This is a genomic window from Caballeronia sp. LZ043, from assembly GCF_031451075.1.
Classification (GTDB): Bacteria; Pseudomonadota; Gammaproteobacteria; order Burkholderiales; family Burkholderiaceae; genus Caballeronia.
This window is the reverse complement of the sequence record NZ_JARUXT010000001.1, coordinates 572,163-590,944: the sequence shown is the minus strand read 5'-3', so window position 1 is coordinate 590,944 and position 18,782 is coordinate 572,163. Positions and strand designations below refer to the sequence as shown.

15 protein-coding genes are annotated in these 18,782 nt (G+C 66.9%); 8 read left to right on the top strand and 7 right to left on the bottom strand.

The genetic code is table 11. The features are described from left to right. Positions 1-63: 63 nt before the first annotated feature. Positions 64-561: a plasmid fertility inhibition factor family protein gene (locus QCE64_RS02680; protein WP_309914158.1), complete on the bottom strand. Its 498-nt coding sequence runs from the start codon at positions 559-561 to the stop codon at positions 64-66. Between the two features lie 264 nt (positions 562-825). On the opposite strand from QCE64_RS02680, the gene QCE64_RS02675 reads away from it, so the two are divergent. From QCE64_RS02675 to pdeM, 4 genes are read left to right on the top strand one after another with little or no spacing between them, the layout of a single operon-like run. Continuing rightward, complete coding sequence (locus QCE64_RS02675; RefSeq protein ID WP_309914155.1) at positions 826-1,881, top strand: ligase-associated DNA damage response exonuclease; 1,056 nt, start codon at positions 826-828, stop codon at positions 1,879-1,881. Then, positions 1,878-3,545, top strand: a complete 1,668-nt coding sequence (locus QCE64_RS02670) for an ATP-dependent DNA ligase (RefSeq protein WP_310002585.1) — start codon at positions 1,878-1,880, stop codon at positions 3,543-3,545. The genes QCE64_RS02675 and QCE64_RS02670 overlap by 4 nt, the downstream gene beginning before the upstream one ends. Beyond that, positions 3,542-6,160, top strand: a complete 2,619-nt coding sequence (locus QCE64_RS02665; RefSeq protein ID WP_309929323.1) for a ligase-associated DNA damage response DEXH box helicase — start codon at positions 3,542-3,544, stop codon at positions 6,158-6,160. The genes QCE64_RS02670 and QCE64_RS02665 overlap by 4 nt, the downstream gene beginning before the upstream one ends. After that, a complete protein-coding gene (pdeM, locus tag QCE64_RS02660; protein WP_309929321.1) occupies positions 6,161-6,850 on the top strand; it encodes a ligase-associated DNA damage response endonuclease PdeM in 690 nt (229 codons plus the stop codon). Here pdeM and QCE64_RS02655 read toward each other — a convergent pair. Beyond that, on the bottom strand, positions 6,813-7,256 hold the full coding sequence (locus tag QCE64_RS02655) for a hypothetical protein (RefSeq protein ID WP_309929319.1): 444 nt from the start codon (positions 7,254-7,256) through the stop codon (positions 6,813-6,815). The two genes, pdeM and QCE64_RS02655, sit on opposite strands and share 38 nt — an antisense overlap. Positions 7,257-7,565: 309 nt before the next feature. Here QCE64_RS02655 and QCE64_RS02650 point away from each other — a divergent pair, with 309 nt between their 5' ends. Next, entirely contained in the window at positions 7,566-8,738 is a 1,173-nt protein-coding gene (locus tag QCE64_RS02650; protein WP_309914141.1) for an MFS transporter, read from the top strand. 19 nt (positions 8,739-8,757) lie between these two features. After that, positions 8,758-9,924: an MFS transporter gene (locus QCE64_RS02645; protein ID WP_310002583.1), complete on the top strand. Its 1,167-nt coding sequence runs from the start codon at positions 8,758-8,760 to the stop codon at positions 9,922-9,924. Positions 9,925-9,955: 31 nt separating this feature from the next. Here the strand turns inward: QCE64_RS02645 and QCE64_RS02640 are convergent, their stop codons facing one another. The 4 genes from QCE64_RS02640 to hmgA form a co-directional block, all read right to left on the bottom strand. Continuing rightward, positions 9,956-10,237: a hypothetical protein gene (locus tag QCE64_RS02640; protein ID WP_309914135.1), complete on the bottom strand. Its 282-nt coding sequence runs from the start codon at positions 10,235-10,237 to the stop codon at positions 9,956-9,958. Positions 10,238-10,337: 100 nt separating this feature from the next. Continuing rightward, positions 10,338-11,675: an MFS transporter gene (locus tag QCE64_RS02635; RefSeq protein WP_309914132.1), complete on the bottom strand. Its 1,338-nt coding sequence runs from the start codon at positions 11,673-11,675 to the stop codon at positions 10,338-10,340. A gap of 31 nt (positions 11,676-11,706) precedes the next feature. Beyond that, positions 11,707-12,993 carry a fumarylacetoacetase gene (gene fahA / locus QCE64_RS02630; protein WP_310002582.1) on the bottom strand — a complete coding sequence of 429 codons (1,287 nt, stop codon included), beginning with the start codon at positions 12,991-12,993 and terminating at the stop codon, positions 11,707-11,709. Then, positions 12,990-14,315: a homogentisate 1,2-dioxygenase gene (hmgA, locus tag QCE64_RS02625; RefSeq protein WP_309807414.1), complete on the bottom strand. Its 1,326-nt coding sequence runs from the start codon at positions 14,313-14,315 to the stop codon at positions 12,990-12,992. Before hmgA ends, fahA begins: the two co-directional genes overlap by 4 nt. A gap of 272 nt (positions 14,316-14,587) precedes the next feature. On the opposite strand from hmgA, the gene QCE64_RS02620 reads away from it, so the two are divergent. Continuing rightward, the gene (locus QCE64_RS02620) at positions 14,588-15,409 is read left to right on the top strand and encodes an EAL domain-containing protein (protein ID WP_309914123.1); all 822 of its coding nucleotides are present in this window, start codon (positions 14,588-14,590) and stop codon (positions 15,407-15,409) included. A 23-nt stretch (positions 15,410-15,432) separates the two neighbouring features. Here the strand turns inward: QCE64_RS02620 and QCE64_RS02615 are convergent, their stop codons facing one another. After that, positions 15,433-16,977 carry an FGGY-family carbohydrate kinase gene (locus tag QCE64_RS02615; protein WP_310002580.1) on the bottom strand — a complete coding sequence of 515 codons (1,545 nt, stop codon included), beginning with the start codon at positions 16,975-16,977 and terminating at the stop codon, positions 15,433-15,435. Between the two features lie 391 nt (positions 16,978-17,368). Here QCE64_RS02615 and dalD point away from each other — a divergent pair, with 391 nt between their 5' ends. Further along, positions 17,369-18,757, top strand: coding sequence for a D-arabinitol 4-dehydrogenase (gene dalD, locus QCE64_RS02610; protein WP_310002579.1), 1,389 nt, complete (start codon positions 17,369-17,371; stop codon positions 18,755-18,757). Positions 18,758-18,782: the final 25 nt, after the last annotated feature.

Sequence of the window (18,782 nt, the reverse complement as noted above, 5' to 3'; positions counted from 1 at the left end):
CGGCGGACGGCGCGATCGCGGTCCGTCCCGCCCTGCCTGCGCGGCGCGCGGAGCGCGCCGTGCTCAGGTCTCGCCGTATTCAGCGCTGGTCACATCCGGCGCTGCGCACATCTCGTGCAGCAGCGGCGCTTCGCGCTCGTGCACTTCCACGGGCATGCACAACGCGCCCGCATAAGCCATGTAGCGCGCGCGATGCTGCCCGTTGCGAAAGGCCACGACCCCTTCCCGATGCACGCCGAGCAACCCGAGCAAGCCGGGCGAACGCCGCACGCTGATCGTCACGTACGGCATCTCCGGCACACGCGGATTGTCCGGGTCGAGAAACTCGCGGATGCCGCGCACCTTGCCGGCATGCCAGTCGTCGACGGCCTTGAGCACGTAGTCGGTGTCGTCGCGATCGGCGCACGCGAGCAACTTCCTCACGTCGACGAGCACGACCCGGTGGCGCGAGTCACGGCCAGTGAAGACCCGCTTCAGACGCACGAAGTCATACTGCGGATGGCTCTGGAGCCTGACGATCCAGACCGCTTCTGCGGCGGTCGGCGTAACCATCGTGTCCATGTCGGTATCTGATGAAGACTGCGGCGCGCGCGCCCCGTGCGCGCGTGTTTCGCATCCATGCTTCGCTTGAACATTCCGCTTGATCTGCCTCGCGGTTCTCTCTCGGCGAACCTCGGGCCCAGCTAAACTTTTACACCCTAGACGCGATTCATGAAAGCGCCGTGACGGGCACGTGGCGTGCTTTTGTTGCCAGAATTGAACAGACTGGCGAAAGCGGCGGCGCGGCTGTCACGCGGCCGTCATACACGCCTCGTGGACGCTCAAGTGGATAACGCTTCCGATCTCATCGTCGCGCGGCCCGAAGGTCTCTTCTGTGCTCCGGGCAACTTTTATATCGACCCATGGCGGCCGGTCGAACGGGCCGTCATCACGCATGCTCATGCCGATCACGCGCGTTTCGGGCACGCCCGCTATCTCGCCGCCGAACCGGGCGTCGGCGTGCTGCTGTCGCGGCTGCCGGGCATCGACGTGCAAGGACTGCCGTACGGCGAAGCCATCGACGTGAACGGCGTGCGCGTGTCGCTGCATCCCGCGGGACACGTGCTCGGCTCGGCGCAGGTGCGCGTCGAGTACAAGGGGCGCGTCTGGGTGGCGTCCGGCGATTACAAGGTCGAGCCCGATCCCACCTGCGCGCCCTTCGAACCGGTCCGTTGCGACACCTTCATCACCGAGTCTACCTTCGGCCTGCCGATCTATCGCTGGGATCACCCGCGCGTGCTCTTCGACGGCATCGATTCCTGGTGGCGCCACAATGCGGCGCAGGGACGCGCGTCGGTGCTGTTCTGCTATTCGTTCGGCAAGGCGCAGCGCGTGCTGGCCGGCGTCGATGCCGCCATCGGCCCGATCTTCTGTCACGGCGCGGTCGAGCCGCTCAATCGCGCCTATGCGCAAGCGGGCGTGGCGCTGCCGCCGACGCGCCCGGTCAGCGAGATCGCCGCAAAGGACAAGGCCGCCTTCAAGGGCGCGCTGATCGTCGCGCCGCCGTCCGCGCAAGGCAGCACCTGGATGCGCCGCTTCGGCGACTACAGCGACGCCTTCGCGTCCGGCTGGATGCGCCTGCGCGGCACGCGGCGGCGCAAGGGCGTGGACCGCGGCTTCGTGCTGTCCGATCACGCCGACTGGCCAGGCCTGCAACTCGCGATCGGCGCGAGCCGGGCTGAACGCGTGATCGTCACGCACGGACAGATCGAGCCGATGGTCCGCTGGCTCACCGAGCAAGGCCTCGAAGCCGGCGCGTTCACGACCGAATACGGCGACGACGCCATCGAAGCCGACACCGCTCAACCCGAACCCGCTCCTGCCGGAGCCGACGCGTCATGAAGCGCTTCGCGACGCTCTACACCGCGCTCGACGCCACCACCTCGACCAACGAAAAGCTGGAAGCGCTGATTGCCTACTTTTCGGCAGCGGAGCCGGAAGATGCGGCATGGGCCGCGTATTTCCTCGCGGGAGGCAAGCCGCGCCAGTCGGTGCCGGCGCGCCTGCTGGCCGAGTTCGCCCGCGAGCGCGCGGGTCTGCCGGACTGGCTGTTCGAAGAGTCGTATCAGGCCGTGGGCGATCTCGCGGAAACCATCGCGCATGTGCTGCCGCCCGCGACGGGCGAATCGACGCTGGGGCTCGCGCAATGGATCGAGGAGCGCGTGCTGACATTGCGCGGCACGGATCCCGCGGAGCTGCGCGCGCGCCTGCTCGCCTACTGGGACGAACTCGACTGGAGCGAGCGCTTCCTGCTGACGAAGCTGATCGGCGGCGGTTTTCGGGTGGGCGTCGCGCGCCAGCTGGTCGTGCGCGCGCTGGCGCAAGTCGCGGGTGTCGATCACAAGTGCGTCGCGCAGCGCATGGTCGGCTGGACCGATTCGCGCCAGGCGCCGAGCGCCGCGCGCTATCTGCGGTTGATCGCGCCCGCCGCCGAGGGCGACGACGTCGATACGCCGCATGAAAGCGATCTCGGCCTGCCCTACCCGTTCTTTCTCGCGCATCCCTTGCAGGCCGATCCGGAGACGCTGGGGCCGCCGTCCGGCTGGCTCGCGGAATGGAAGTGGGACGGCATCCGCGCCCAGCTGGTGAAACGCGGAGGGCGTGTGTGGGTCTGGTCGCGCGGCGAGGATCTCGTCACGGACCGCTTCCCGGAACTCGCGTCGCTGGGCGCGGCGCTGCCCGACGGCACCGTGATCGACGGCGAAATCCTCGCATGGGAACCGGGCGCCGCCGCGCCCTTGCCATTCGCGCGCCTGCAGCCCCGCATCGCGCGCAAGTCGCTGACGAAGAAAGTGCTCGCGGATTCACCGGCCGCGCTGCTCGCCTACGACCTGCTCGAAGCGGACGGCCGCGATCTGCGCACCGAACCGCTGCACGCGCGGCGGGCGCGGCTCGACGCGCTTGCCCAGTCGATGTCCAGTACGCTCGCGGTCGACCTGCTGCGCGTGTCGCCGCTGGTGAGCGCGTGCGACTGGAGCGCGCTCGCTGCGTTGCGCGACGAGAGCCGTGCACGCGGCGTCGAAGGGCTGATGCTGAAGGAGCGCGAATCGATGTATGGCGTCGGGCGCACGAAGTCTTCGGGGACGTGGTGGAAATGGAAGATCGATCCGTATTCGATCGATGCGGTGCTGCTCTACGCGCAGCGCGGCCATGGACGGCGCGCGAGCCTCTACACGGATTTCACCTTCGCCGTCTGGGATGAAACCGACGGCGTGCGCACGCTCGTGCCGTTCGCGAAGGCCTACTCGGGCCTCACCGACGAAGAGATGCGCCGCGTCGATGCCATCGTGCGCAGAACGACCATCGAGAAATTCGGCCCGGTGCGCAGCGTCACGCCCACCCTGGTCTTCGAAATCGGCTTCGAGGGCATCCAGGCGAGCCCGCGCCACAAGTCGGGCATCGCAGTGCGCTTTCCGCGCATGCTGCGCTGGCGCACCGACAAGGCGATCGAGGACGCCGACACGCTGGAGATGCTCAAGGGTTTCCTCAATGAGGTCACGGCATGAGCGAGACCGATGCAAGCGGCAAGGACCGCCGCCGCGCGCCCCGGCCGCGCCGGATTCCGCGCACGCGCGCCGCGCAGGCGAAGCTCGATGCCGCGGCCGAGCTGTTCGTTCCCGCGCCGTTTGCCGTCGACGAGAATGAGGCCGCGCAGCCCTTCGATGTCCGCCTCGCGCGCTGGTTCGACGCACGTGGCTGGCAGCCCTTCCCCTTCCAGCGCGAAGCGTGGCGCGAGATCGCACGGGGCGCGAGCGGCCTGCTCCATGCGACCACCGGCGCGGGCAAGACCTGGGCCGTGTGGCTCGGCGCGCTGGCCGCCTTCGCGGACAAAGCGCCGAAACCGCAGCACAACCTGCAGCACAACCCGCAGCCCGCGCCGCTCACGGTGCTGTGGATCACGCCGATGCGCGCCCTCGCCGCCGACAGCGCCCGCGCGCTGCAAGCGGCGGTCACGGCGCTGGCGGTGCCGTGGAGCGTCGGCCTGCGCACCGGCGATACCACGTCAACCGAACGTGCGCGCCAGAACCGCCGCATGCCGTCGGCGCTCGTGACCACGCCCGAGAGCCTCACGCTGATGCTGACGCGCGCCAACGCGCAGGAAGAGCTCAGGCATCTGCGCATGATCGTCGTCGATGAATGGCACGAACTGCTCGGCAACAAGCGCGGCACGCAGACGCAACTGGCCATCGCGCGCCTCGCGCACTGGCGTCCGGACCTGCAGATCTGGGGACTTTCCGCGACGCTCGGCAACCTCGCGCTCGCGCACGATGCGCTGCTGCATCCCGTCAGGACGCCGCGCGTCGTCGTGCAAGGCGCGCAACCGAAGACACTCGTCGTCGATACGCTGATTCCCGACACCATCGAACGCTTTCCGTGGGGCGGGCATCTCGGCGTGCGCCAGGTCGGGCCGGTGGCCGCCGAGATCGATCAGGCGCAAAGCTCGCTCGTCTTCACCAACACACGCTCGCAGGCGGAAATCTGGTATCGCGCGCTGCTGGAATTGCGCCCGGATTGGGCCGGCCTGCTCGCGCTGCATCACGGCTCGCTCGACAAGGAAGTACGCGACTGGGTCGAACTCGGCCTCAAGAACGGGCAACTGAAGGCGGTGGTGTGCACGTCGAGTCTCGATCTCGGCGTCGACTTCCTGCCGGTGGACCGCGTGTTCCAGATCGGCTCGCCGAAGGGCGTCGCGCGGCTGATGCAGCGCGCCGGGCGCTCGGGCCACGCGCCCGGACGCGTGTCGCGCGTGACCATCGTGCCGACTCACGCGCTCGAACTCGTCGAGGCCGCGGCGGCGCGCTGGGCGATCGGCGAGAAACGCATCGAGGGCCGCGACATGCCGCTCAAGCCGCTCGACGTGCTGGTCCAGCATCTCGTGACGGTGGCGATCGGCGGCGGCTTCACGGCGGCCGAGATGTACGACGAAGTGCGCCGCGCCTACGCGTATCGCGATCTCACGCAGGCCGAGTTCGACTGGGCGCTCGCGTTCGTCGAGCGCGGCGGCACTTCGCTGGGCGCGTATCCGGATTTTCATCGCGTCGCACAGGGCGATGACGGCGTGTATCGCGTGCCGCGCGAAGACCTCGTGCGCCGCCATCGCAACAACGTCGGGACGATCGTTGCGAATGCAACCATCAACGTGGCGTACATGACGGGTGGAAGGATCGGCGCGATGGAGGAGTCGTTCATCTCGCGCCTTAAACCCGGCGATGTCTTCACCTTCGGCGGACGCTCGCTCGAACTCGTGCGCGTGCGCGACATGACCGCTTACGTGAAGCGCGCAACCTCGTCACGCGGCGCGATGCCGCAATGGGCCGGCAGCAAGATGCCGCTGTCGTCGGAACTCGCGGAGGCCGCGCTCGTGATGCTCGCCCGCGCCAGCGACGGCATCCATGACGAGCCCGAGATGCGCGCCGTCGAACCGTTGCTCGACTTGCAGGCGAAGTGGTCGGCGCTGCCGGGACCGGGCGTGCTCGTGGTGGAATGCGTGCGTTCACGCGAAGGACATCACTTCTTCTGCTATCCGTTCGCGGGACGCATGGCGCACATCGGCCTGGGATCGCTGATCGGCTGGCGCGTCGCGCGCGACCAGCCGAGCACCTTCTCCATCTCGATGAACGACTATGGCTTCGAGTTGCTGTCCGCGCGGCCGTTCGACTGGGAGACGCTCATCGCCGAAGGGCTGTTTTCACCGGACAACCTGGAGCACGACATTCTCGCCAGCCTCAACGCATCGGAGTTGTCGTCGCGGCGATTCCGCGAGATCGCGCGGGTGTCGGGGCTCATTTATCAAGGGCATCCCGGACAGCAGAAGAGCGCGCGTCAGTTGCAGGCGTCGAGCGGCCTGTTCTATGAAGTCTTCCGCAAGCACGACAGCGGCAATCTGCTGCTCGCGCAGGCGGATCAGGAAGTCATGCTGCAGGAACTCGAACTCGGACGCATCCGCGCGGCGCTGCAGCGCATGAGCGAGAGCCGCCTCGCGCTGACCCATCCGAAGAAGCCGACGCCGTTCGCCTTCCCGTTGATCATCGCGCGGCTGCGGGAAAAGGTCAGCACGGAAAAGCTGTCGGATCGCGTGGAGCGTATGCTCGCGGATCTGGAGAAGGCAGCGGACAAGTAAATGGCAATTGAGGCACTGACCATCGATGTGAACGGCCACGCGCTCGTGCTCTCGGCAGACCGCGCGGCATTCGATCCCGTCCTCGGGAGTCTGTTCATCGCCGATGCGCATTTCGGCAAGGACGCCGTGTTTCGCGCGCGCGGCATTCCGGTGCCGGCCGGCACCACCGGCGAGAGCCTCGCGCGGCTCGACGCGCTCGTCGCGGCGCATCGGCCGGAATCCGTGGTGTTTCTCGGCGACCTGCTGCATGCGCGCGAATCGCACGCGCAGGAAACGCTCGAGGCGCTCGGCGCCTGGCGGGAGAGACATCGGGGCTTGCGGCTCGTGCTGGTCGAAGGCAATCACGACCGGCATGCGGGTGCGCTGCCCACGGCGTTCCGCGTCGAACTCGTGAAGGAACCGTACCGGCTCGGCCCATGGGCGCTGTGTCATCACCCGCAGACGGTGGACGGCGCGTACGCGCTCGCGGGCCATGAACATCCGGTGTACCGGCTCGCGACGCGCCTCGACCGCGCACGCCTGCCGTGCTTCCGGTTCGGCGCGCGCGCGGGCGTGCTGCCGGCGTTCGGCGCGTTCACCGGCGGCTTCGAGGTAAACCACGAGGTACGCCGCGAAGCGGTCTACGTGATCGCCGGCGAGCGGGTGCTGCAGGTCAGTGATAGATCCTCGTCGATGACTGGAGCTGCGTGAGCTTGCCGCGCGTGAAGCCGTACCAGCCGAGATTCGACTGCATCACCACTTCCTCGCCCTGCCAGAACACGCGCTTGACCGTCATGCGCTGGCCGGTGCGCTGCACCAGCGGCGGATTGCGGCGCAGGTCGTACAGAATCGGTCCGGTGTCGGTCTGCACCAGCATGCGCGCAACGGTAACGCCCGCGCCCGGCGTGTCATCGAAATGGACGATGCGCTTCGCGTCGTAGCGGTCGAACACCTGCGTGTCGATGAGCGCGGCCATGCCGGACTCGTCCTGCAGGAAATGCAGCGTGCCCGCCGGCGTGGGGATCGGCCCGGCGGCGTTGCTTTGAGCGAACGCCTGTGCGGCGACCATAAACGTGGCCGCCACGGCGGCGCCAATACAGAATTTTGTCGGTGACATCGTTATTCAGTAGTTGCTGCGTTTTTCCAACAGTGGCCGGGTCGTGCGATCCGCAACGAATGCGCGGCAGCAGCACTGTTACCGGAAACATCTGACGCAAGCCGGCGCGACATTCGCAAGACTCATGCGCCAGGATGCTCGACAAAAGAATTTCCATGCGGCGCCAGGCCCGTCCCGGACAACTCACCTAGGGTTTATACCAGCATCGAAAAAAGCCTTTCGGTACAATTCGAGCCTTCAAACCGCCCCGGCGCCGGCATCGCTCAGTCCGACGATGCGCGCGCGGCGTGACCCCGCTCCGTCTCCACCATGCCCCTGCCTCTTTTCGCTCTCGCCATTGCCGCGTTCGGCATCGGTACGACCGAGTTCGTCATCATGGGCCTGCTGCCCAACGTCGCACGCGATCTCGCCGTATCGATCCCCGCAGCCGGCATGCTCGTCTCCGGCTACGCGCTCGGCGTCACCATCGGCGCGCCGATCCTCGCCGTGGTCACCGCGAAAATGCCGCGCAAGAAAGCGCTGATGGGGCTGATCGGCGTGTTCATCGTCGGCAACATGCTGTGCGCGCTGGCCCCGAACTACTGGGTGCTGATGGGCGCGCGCATCGTCACCGCGTTCTGCCATGGCGCATTCTTCGGCATCGGCTCGGTGGTCGCCGCCGATCTCGTCGCGCCGAACCGCCGTGCCCAGGCCATCGCGCTGATGTTCACCGGGCTCACGCTCGCCAACGTGCTCGGCGTGCCGCTCGGCACCGCGCTCGGCCAGGCGGCCGGCTGGCGCTCGACCTTCTGGGTCGTCACGCTGATCGGCATTGCGGCGGCCGGCGCCCTCGCCGTCTGCCTGCCGAAGCACATCGAGATGCGCGAAACCAGCATCCTGCGCGAATTCGACGTGCTCAAGAATCCGCAGGTGCTGATGGTGCTCGGCATCAGCGTGCTCGCCTCGGCCAGTCTCTTCTCGGTGTTCACGTATATCACGCCGATCCTCGAAGACGTAACCGGCTTTACGCCGCATGCGGTCACCTACGTGCTGCTGCTGTTCGGCCTCGGCCTCACGGTGGGCAGCACGCTGGGCGGCAAGCTGGCGGACTGGAAGCTGCTGCGCTCGCTGCTGTCGTTCCTGCTGGCCATCGTCGTGATCCTGACGATCTTCGCCGGCACGATGCACGAGCCCGTCCCGGCGATGGTGACGATTTTCTTCTGGGGCGTGCTCGCGTTCGCGATCGTGCCACCGCTGCAGATCCTCATCGTCAACCGCGCGAGCGACGCGCCCAATCTCGCCTCGACCCTGAACCAGGGCGCCTTCAACCTCGGCAACGCGACCGGCGCGTGGCTGGGCGGCTGCGTGATCGGCGCGGGCGCGCCGCTCACCGCGCTGCCCTGGGTCGGCATCCTGATGGCGGCGAGCGCGTTCGGCCTGACGCTCGTGTCGGCGACGCTCGACAAGCGCGCCCGCCGTCTGGCGATCGGCCAGGCGGCCTGAACGCCGCCCACGGCAATGCATGAAGGGCATCCTCTCGCGTGATTTTCTTGCGCTGATCCTGAGCGTCGCGGTCGTCGGACTGGGACTCGGCGCGACGCTGCCGCTGACCGCCCTCGCACTGACGCAGTCGGGTCACGGCAGCGGCGTCGTCGGCCTGATGACGGCGATGCAGGCAGGCGGCGGCCTGCTGATCGCGCCGTTCGCGGGCCGCGTGACGACGCGTTACGGCGCGCGCGAGATCATCGTCGTGACGGTACTGCTCGCGGCGTGCGCCACCATCGCGATGCAGTTCACCTCGAACCTGTGGCTGTGGGCCGCGCTGCGCCTCGTGTTCGGCGCGGCGCTGATGTTGCTGTTCACCATCGGCGAAGCCTGGGTCACGCAACTCGCCGACGATGCCACGCGCGGCCGCGTCGTCGCGATCTATGCGACGAACTTCACCCTCTTCCAGATGACGGGCCCGGTGCTGGTCAGCGTGATCGGCGGCTGGCCGGCGTGGCGCTTCGCGATCTGCGGCGCGATCTTCCTGCTGGCGCTGCCGGCGCTGGCGTCGATCCGCGGTCAGCCGCACGCGCTCGCGCCGGACCCGGACGAAAGCGGACACGGCGACTGGCGCGACGTGCTGCCGCGCATGCCGGCGCTCGTGATCGGCACGGGCTTTTTCGCGCTCTTCGATACGCTCGCGCTCTCCCTGATGCCGCTGTTCGCGATGGCGCACGGCGTGAGCCAGGATCTCGGCGTGCTGTTCGCGTCCGCGATCCTGCTGGGCGACACGACCATGCAGTTTCCGACCGGCTGGCTCGCCGACCGTTTCGGGCGCGCAAAGGTCCACGCCGGCGCGGGGGGCGTCGTCGTGGCGCTGCTGCCGGTGCTGCCGTGGGCGGTGGCGACGCCGTGGCTCTGCTGGCCGCTGCTGTTCGTGACCGGCGCGGCGGCGGGCAGTGTCTATACGCTTTCGCTGGTGGCCTGCGGCGAGCGCTTTCGCGGACCGTCGCTCGTGTCCGCGACGGCGATCGTCGGGGCGTCCTGGAGCGTCGCGAGCTTCGGCGGGCCGATCATCGCGGGAACGCTGATGCAGCGCGTCGGCGCGGATGCGCTGGTCGGCGTGCTGACGACGGCGGCGGGCGCGTTCCTGGTCGCGGCGTGGTGGGAAAGGCGGCGCGGGACGGAACGCGTGTCAGGTTGACGTCAGTTCAACACCGACAACCCGACGTTCGCTATTTTCGCGTTCGATAGGGTCGTTTGAACTCGACGTGATCCGCATATTTCCGCTTGGCTGCCACCGTCAGCGCGATCACGACGATCAGGCCTACGACCATGGCCGCAGGCGCATTGTTCGAGATTTTCCAGCCCAGGAAGACAGTGACCCCGGCGGCAAACAAGATCGCCAGGGACTGTTGCTTCGGCAAGCCGTAGTACACCTCGGCCTGACAGCCCCGACAGACGCGGGCTCCGCGGGGTACGCCGTAAAGACAGTGCGGACAAGTAAGGTCGCTCATTCGGTCTCCGGTTCGAGTATTTTGCGATGCATGTTTCTATCGCGACTCGAACCGCGGAGACCATACGATTCGTCCTAACTCGGCGCGGCGGAGTGAATCATCACACCGCCTGCACCGCCCCGCCCTTTTCCCGCCGCACGAACGCGAGCACCATCACGAGTCCCGCCGAGCACAACACCGGCAGCGCTGCCGCATGGAACAGCGCGACGTTGCTCCAGCCAAGCGCGATCATCTGGCCGCCGACGAGCGGTCCGATCACCGAGCCCACACGCCCGATACCCAGACTCCAGCCGATGCCGGTCGAGCGCAGCGCCGTCGGATAGTAATGGCCGGCGAGCGCATTGACCGCCGGCTGTCCGCCGACGATGCAAAACCCGCTCGCGAACACCGCCACGAACAGCCAGGTCTGCACATGCGCGACGCCGCCGATCATCCCGACGCACAGCGCGCCGAGCGCGAAGCACGCGAGCAGCACGCGCACGAATCCGAGCCGTTCGATGAACCAGCCGAGCGAAAGCGTCCCGATCACGCCGCCGGTCTGCAACAACGTGCCGACCAGCACCGCCATGCCGGGTGAATAGCCGGCGTCGCGCATCACGGTGGGCAGCCAGTTCGACAGAAAGTACAGGTCGATCAGATTCATGAAGCTGATGGCCCACAGGATCAGCGTGACCGGTCCGCGGCCAGCGCGGAACAGTTCGGCCACGGGCGCGCCGCCGCTGGCCTTCTCACGCACGACGAGGCGCGTCGAGGCGTCGATGCGCAGCGTCGGATCGAACTTGGCGAGCCAGTCCCGCGCACGCGCCTCGCGGCCCTTCAGCACGAGGAACTGGAGCGACTCCGGCAGCGCGGCGATCATCGCGAACGCGAGCAGCAGCGGCACTGCGCCGCCGACCCAGAACACCGCGCGCCAGCCGAACGCCGGAATCAGCGCGGCGCTGACGAAGCCGCCGAGCGCCGCGCCGAGCGTGAAGCCGCACGACACGAGCATCATCCGCTTGACGCGATGTTCAGGCGTCGAGAACTCGCCGACCAGCGCCATCGCGTTGGGCATGATGCAGCCGAGACCGAGCCCCGTGACGAAGCGCAGCACGGTCAGCACGGTCAGGTCGTTGGTGAACGCGGTGGCGATCATCGAGAGCCCGAAGAACAGCGTCGCGCCGATCAGCACCGGACGCCGCCCGATGCGGTCCGCCAGCACCGAGAGTCCGAGCGCGCCCAGCAGCATGCCGAACAGGCTCGCGCTGAACACCGGCCCGAGCGCCGCCTTCGATACATGCCAGTCCGCGATGACGGCGGGCGCGACATAGCCCATGGCCTGCGCGTCGAAGCCGTCGATGACGAGACACAGCCCGCACAGCGCAAGCAGCATCCACTGGAAACCGGGCCGGTGCGCGCTGCCCAGCGCGCGCTCGACGTCGATGGTCGTCTCACTCATGTCCTTGTCCTTGTCCTTGTTCATTCCGATATCAACCGCGCGCCGCCAGAATCCGGCCAGCGCATTCGCCAAAACCGACGCGATAGCCGTCGCCCTGACACCAGCCGGTGATCACGACTTCATCGCCGTCCTGCAGGAAAGCGCGTTCGCCGCCGCCTTCCAGCCGCAGCGGCCGCTGGCCGTTCCACGTGCTCTCCAGGAGGCTGCCGCAGGAGTCCGGCGTCGGGCCGCTGATCGTGCCCGAACCCATCAGGTCGCCGACGCGCGTATTGCAGCCGCTCACCGTGTGATGCGCGAGCTGCTGCGCCATCGACCAGTACATCAGCCTGAAGTTGGTGCGCGAGATCGTCGTGGCCTCGCTCGCGCCTTCGGCTTGCAGCGTCACGCGCAGGTCGATATCGAAGGCGTGATCGCCGGCATGGCGTAGATAGTCGAGCGGCTGCGGGTCCTGTGCCGGCGTCGCGGTGCGGAACGGTTCGAGCGCGTCCAGCGTGACGATCCACGGCGAGATGGTGGTCGCGAAGCCTTTCGAGTTGAACGGTCCGAGCGGCACGTATTCCCATTGCTGGATATCGCGGGCGCTCCAGTCGTTGAGCAGCACCATGCCGAAGATGTGCGCCTCGGCCTGCTCGCACGCGATGGGTTCGCCCAGCGCATTGCCGCGCCCGATGATGAAGCCCGTCTCCAGTTCGAAGTCGAGCTTGCGGCACGCGGCGAACACGGGCCGTTCCGCGTCGGGCAGCTTGATCTGGCCGTTCGGCCGGCGCACCGGCGCGCCGCTCACGATCACCGACGACGCGCGTCCGTTGTAGCCCACCGGCAGCTCCGACCAGTTCGGCAGCAGCGCGTTCTTCGGATCGCGGAACATCGAGCCGACGTTGGTGGCGTGCTCCTTCGACGAATAGAAGTCCGTGTAGCCCGGAATCTCGACCGGCAGATGCAGCGTCGCGTCCGCCCGCGGCACCAGCGCGCGGCGACGCAGCGCCGGATCGTCGCGCAGCGTAGCGTTGCCGTGCGCCAGCAGGCCGCTCAGCGCGCTGCGCACCGCCCGCCAGTGCTCGCGGCCCAGCGCGATGAAATCGTTCAGGCGCGGTGCATGCAGCGTGCCGTGCGCGTCGAGCAGGCGCGCGTCCTCCAGCGCGGCGAGATCCACGATCCAGTCGCCGATCGCGACGCCCGCGCGCGGCTGCGTGTTCACGGCGTCGCTGAAAATGCCGAACGGCAGATTCTGGATCGGGAAGTCGCTCGCCGGATCGTTCGCGGACTCGATCCAGCTCTTCAGCGAGGGCGCGAGGGTGGCTTGCAGCGCGTCGTTCATCGTTGCTCCGGGTTGAAATGTTTCGTGAGGCCTTGCCAGCACTCGTAGTAATGGGCCTGCAGCTGCGCGGTGTCGAGCGCGAACTGCGTCGGCCGGATCAGCGTGCGGGTCTCGAACATGAAGGCCATGGTTGCGCCGACCTTGGCCGGTCGCGTCGTGTCGCCGTGCGAGGCCTTCTCGAAGGTCTCGGCGTCCGGACCATGTCCCGACATGCAGTTGTGCAGGCTCGCGCCGCCCGGCACGAAACCTTCGGCCTTCGCGTCGTAGACGCCCTGCACGAGGCCCATGAACTCGCTCGCCACGTTGCGGTGAAACCAGGGCGGACGGAACGTATCCTCGGCCGCGAGCCAGCGCGGCGGGAAGATCACGAAGTCGATGCTGTCGACGCCCGGCGTATCGCTCGGCGATTGCAGCACCAGGAAGATGGACGGATCCGGGTGGTCGAAGCTGATCGAGCCGATGGTGTTGAAGTGCCGCAGGTCGTACTTGTACGGCGCGTAGTTGCCGTGCCACGCGACGACATCCAGCGGCGAATGGCCGATCTCCGCGCGCCACAGCACGCCGTTCATCTTCGTGACCAGCTCGAAGCGTCCTTCGCGGTCTTCGTAGGCAGCGTGCGGCGTGAGGAAGTCGCGCGGATTCGCGAGACCGTTCGAGCCGATCGGACCCAGATCCGGCAGTTGCAACAGCGCGCCGAAGTTCTCGCAGATGTACCCGCGCGCCTCGCCATCCGGCAGCGCGACCGTGAAGCGCACGCCACGCGGAATCACGGCGATCTCGTTCGGCTCGACATCAACGTTGCCCAGTTCCGTACGGATCGCGAGACGGCCTTGCTGCGGCACGATCAGCAACTCGCCGTCCGCGTTGTAGAAGAAGCGGTCCTGCATCGGGCGGTTGGCCGCGTAGACGTGGATGGCGCAACCGCTCATTGACTCGGCGGCGCCGTTGCCGGCCATGGTCACCCAGCCGTCGATGAAATCGGTCGGCGCGGACGGCATCGGCAGCGGATCCCAGCGCAGCTGGTTGGGCGGCGTCGGCGGCACCTCGGCGAAATTGGCGACCAGCCTGCCCCGGCCGATCTGCGTGAAAGGCAGGTGCACCGCCGCCGGCCGGATGCGGTACAGCCACGACCGGCGGTTGTGCGCGCGCGGCGCGGTGAACGCGGTGCCCGACAACTGCTCGGCGTACAGGCCATAGGCCACGCGCTGCGGCGAATTGCGGCCGATTGGCAGCGCACCGGGCAACGCCTCGGTGGCGAAATCGTTGGCGAAACCCGACTGGTAGTGCCGGCTGGCGTCCGTGTGGGTGTCGAACGTTGACATGGTCGAAGTCCTCGGCGAATGAACGCGATCGAATACAGCAGGGCGAAACGGCACGGCGTAAAGCCCGCGCCCGTGACGCGATTTACGAATGGTAAAACCAATTACGTTTAGTGAAATTGATCGTAAACCCTAGGCACCGCACTTCATCCGGCATATCAATATGTGAATTTGGTGGTGGACGCGGCATGACGCGCTGATACCATCGACCATTCCATCGAAGCTATTGCGTATCTGCCTTCAGCCACGCCCTTATAAAAACCGACGCCGCTTTCATGATCTCCCCATCGCTGCCTGAACTCGTTGCCCGCGCCAAGGAACATCCCTTCCTCGGGGCGCATATCGTGCTGGGCGACGACGACAAGACGGAGGAGGCGTTCGCGCACTATCGGGACGTGTGCATTGCGAGCGCGTACGAGCCGATCTTCGATGTCGGCACGCACAGCTTTCCGCAGACGCTGAGTGCGTCGCCGGAGAGCGCCGAGCGTTTCGGCGACGAACTCGGCGTGCAGGCGCTGACGCTCATCCGCGGCGATGCGCCGCGCGATCCCTTCGGGCAACTGGAAGACGATCAGGAACTGGTGACGCTGGACCGGCTGTCACGGGCGCTGCACGCGTTCAATTTCTTCGGGCCGCATCGGCCGGGGCTGCTGTTCCTGCGCGTGCATGAACGGCTGCTCAAGAGCGTGAAGTACGACCACGGGCTGCACTTCTCGTCGGTGCTGATGGAGTTCGGCATGAGCCCGTCGCGCGTGGTGATCGAACTGCCGGCGGCCGCGGTCGCGCACAAGACCTTTCTCGGCTATCTCACCAAGAGCTATCAGCACTACGGCTTCAAGGTCGCGGGCAACCTGCCGAATGCCGGGCAGATCATGGCCGTGTCCGACATGGCGCGCCTCGACTTCATCAAGATGGATGCGGGCGCGGCCCTGCGCGATTCAGTGGTGAAGCATCTCGTCGCGTATGCGCATCGGCTGCGGATTCCGCTCATTTTCTCGAACGTCGCCGACGAGGCGCAGTTCGACGCCCTGCAGCAGTTCGATGTGCATTTCGTGCAGGGGCCCGTGTTCGATGCGCATCCGGTGCATGGGCGTTAAGAAGCGGCGCGCCCTGCACGGCGCTACGTGCTGCGCAACCGATGCATCAGCGGTTTCAGCGCCGGATACAGCTCGCGATACACCTCGAACCGGTCCGCATAGACCCGCTGTCTTTCGGCATCCGGCTGCGCCCGTTCGACGAGCGTGACCCAGCCGCCCTCGGCCGTTTCGCGCGACACCAGTCCTGCCCCGAGCGCCGCCAGCAACGCTGCACCCATCGCCGCTTCCACATCCTGTTCGATCGACAGCACCGGGTAGTTCGTCACATCCGCGATGATCTGCATCCACAGATCGGAATGCGCCGCGCCGCCCACGACGATCAGCCGGTCATCCAGCGACTGCGCCCCGCGCCGTCCCGCCTCCATGTTGTGCTTCAGCGCGAACGCGACGCCTTCGAGCACCGCGCGGTACAACGTGGCGCGCGTATGGAACAGGTTCAGCCCGACGAACGTGCCGCTCGCGCGCGCATCCCATACGGGACTGCGTTCGCCCATCAGGTAAGGCAGGAACACGACGCCGTCCGAACCCGCCGCGATCTTCGATGCCGCCTCTTCCAGCAAGCGGTGCGGGTCGCCATGCGGCAGCTGCTTCGCGGCTTCGATCTCGGCCTGGCAGAACTGGTCGCGATACCAAGCGACGCATTGCCCCGCCGTGCTCGCCCCGCCGAATACGTAGAGATCGCGCGTGCCGTTGTGGACGTGCGGCATCGACACGAGGCCATGACGCGCATCCACCGTCTGGTTGATGTAGCCCCAGCACATGCTCGTGCCGATCATCGCGACGTGATGGCCCGCCTGCGTGACGCCCGCGGCGAAGGTCGCCACGGCGGCATCCACGCCGCCCGCGACGACCGGCGTGCCGGCCGCGAGTCCGAGCGCATCCGCCCACTGCGACGACAGGCCGCCCACGATCTCCGATGACTCCACCAGACGCTTCGGCATCATCGACGCCGGAATGCCGAGCATGTCGAGCGCCTGCGCCGACCATGCGCGCTGCGCGACGTCATACACGCCGCCGATATTGCCCGCCGAGCTGTGATCGACCGCGAGTTCGCCCGTCAGGCGCTGGATCACGAAGGCATTGGGCGGCAGGAACCAGCGCGTCTTCTGCCACACCTCCGGACGATGCTCGCGCAGCCAGAGCATCTTCGTGAAGCCGTAATAGCTGTCCACGCCGTTGCCCGTGATCTTCTCCAGGCGCTCGACGTCGACGTTCGCGCGCACCCAGTCCACTTCAGCCGTCGCGCGCCGGTCCATCCAGATGAGACAGGGATGCAGCGGCTCCATGTGCTCATCGACGGGAATGCCCGAACCGCCGTACAGGCTGCTCACGCAGAGCGACTTCACGTCGGCGGCGGTTACGCCCTTCTCGCGCGCCTTGGCCGTGACGCCCGCGATGCACACGGTCACCGCATCGAACCAGACCGACGGCCATTGCTCCGCCCACAACGGCTTCGGCGTGTCCGGGTGATACGCGCTCGCATGCTGCGCGACGATCGCTCCGTGCGTATCGACGAGCAAGGCTTTCGTGCTCTGCGTGCCGATGTCGATGCCGATCACGTAATTCATCTCTGTCTCCTGCATGATGTTTTTTCGCCTATCGTCTGATGTGCCGCTCAGGGCCCGCGTCAGGCCCCGGCGAGGCGCTCACGCACCTTCGTCCAATGGCCGCCGGCTTGCCTATCCGGGTTATTCCGGAGACGCGTATGCGTGCCGTCTTGTTGCGGCGCAGCGTCGTCTCCGTTCATGCGTTGCTGCCCTCTCACCCATGCCGAGGCGCGCGAATTGCGCCGCGTTGCACGACGCATCACGCCTTGACATTCCCTCGAGCGAATACGATTATTCGATCATTAGATCATCAAACGAGCAAATGCTCACCACCGCAATGTCCCGCGCACGCGCGCCGTTGCGACCAGCGTCCGCGAAGAACGGCGCGCAGCCCATCAAAGGAAGAGACGACATGACTAGCGAAGCCAACGTGATCCTGCACATCGGCGCCGGGTCTTTTCATCGCGCGCATCAGGCGTGGTACCTGCACCGCCTTATCGAGACCGGTGATGCGAACGACAGGCGCTGGTCGCTCGCGGTGGGCAACATCCGCGGCGACATGAACGCCGTGCTCGACGCGCTGGCGGCCCAGAACGGTGAATACACGCTCGAGACCGTGACGCCGAAAGGCGAGCGCGAATACGAGCGGATCAAGGCCATCAAAAAGGTTCTGCCGTGGTCGGCGGACCTCGATGCGCTGATCGCCACGGGCGCCGATCCGTCGTGCAAGATCGTGTCGTTCACGGTGACTGAAGGCGGCTATTACCTCGACGATCACGATCGGCTAGATCCTTCGAACCCGGATCTCGCCGCCGACCTGAAAGGCGGCCGGACGACCATCTATGGCGCGATCGCCGCGATTCTCGCCGCGCGCATGAAGAACGGCGCGGGCAAGGTGTCGCTGCAGAATTGCGACAACCTGCGCAGCAACGGCGATCGTTTCAAGAAAGGGATGCTCGAATTCCTGAGCCTGCGCGGCGAGACCGACCTGCGCGACTGGATGCTCGCGAACACGTCGTGCCCGAACTCGATGGTCGACCGCATCACGCCGCGCCCGACGCCCGACGTCGCCGAGCGCGTCAAGGCCGCGACCGGCTTCGATGACCGCGCGCCGGTGATGGGCGAGAAGTTCATCCAGTGGGTGGTCGAGGACGACTTCATCGACGGCCGCCCTGCATGGGAGAAGGTTGGCGCGGAGATGGTCGACTCGGTGCATGCGTACGAGGAAGCGAAGATCCGCGTGCTCAATGCCCCGCACAGCTGCATTGCGTGGGCGGGGACGCTGGTCGGGTTGCAGTACATCCATGAAGGCACGCAGGACCTGGAGATTCGCGCGCTCGCGGAGGCGTATGTCACCGACGACGTGATTCCCTGCCTCACGCCGAGTCCGATCGATCTCGCGAAGTATCGCGACATCGTGCTCGACCGTTTCAGCAATCCGTATATCAAGGACACGAACCAGCGCGTCGCGGCCGACGGTTTCTCGAAGCTGCCGGGCTTCATCGCGCCGACGCTGTCTGAGTGTTTCGCGCGCAACGTCGATCCCGCGTCCACCGCCATCCTCCCCGCGCTCTTCCTGCGCTTTCTCGAACGCTGGCACGAAGGCAAGCTGCCTTATGCCTATCAGGATGGCGTGATGGATCCGGCCGTCGCGCATGGCTATTTCACGTCGCCCGATCCGGTCACGGCCTTCGTCGCGGACAAGCAGCTCTGGGGCAAGATGGCCGGCAGCGAGGGACTCGAACGCGTGATGCGCGACGCCGTCGCCAAGGTCGACGCGTGGCTCGCCAACCGTCCGTGAGACGTTCCATCCGCGCGCGGTTTTT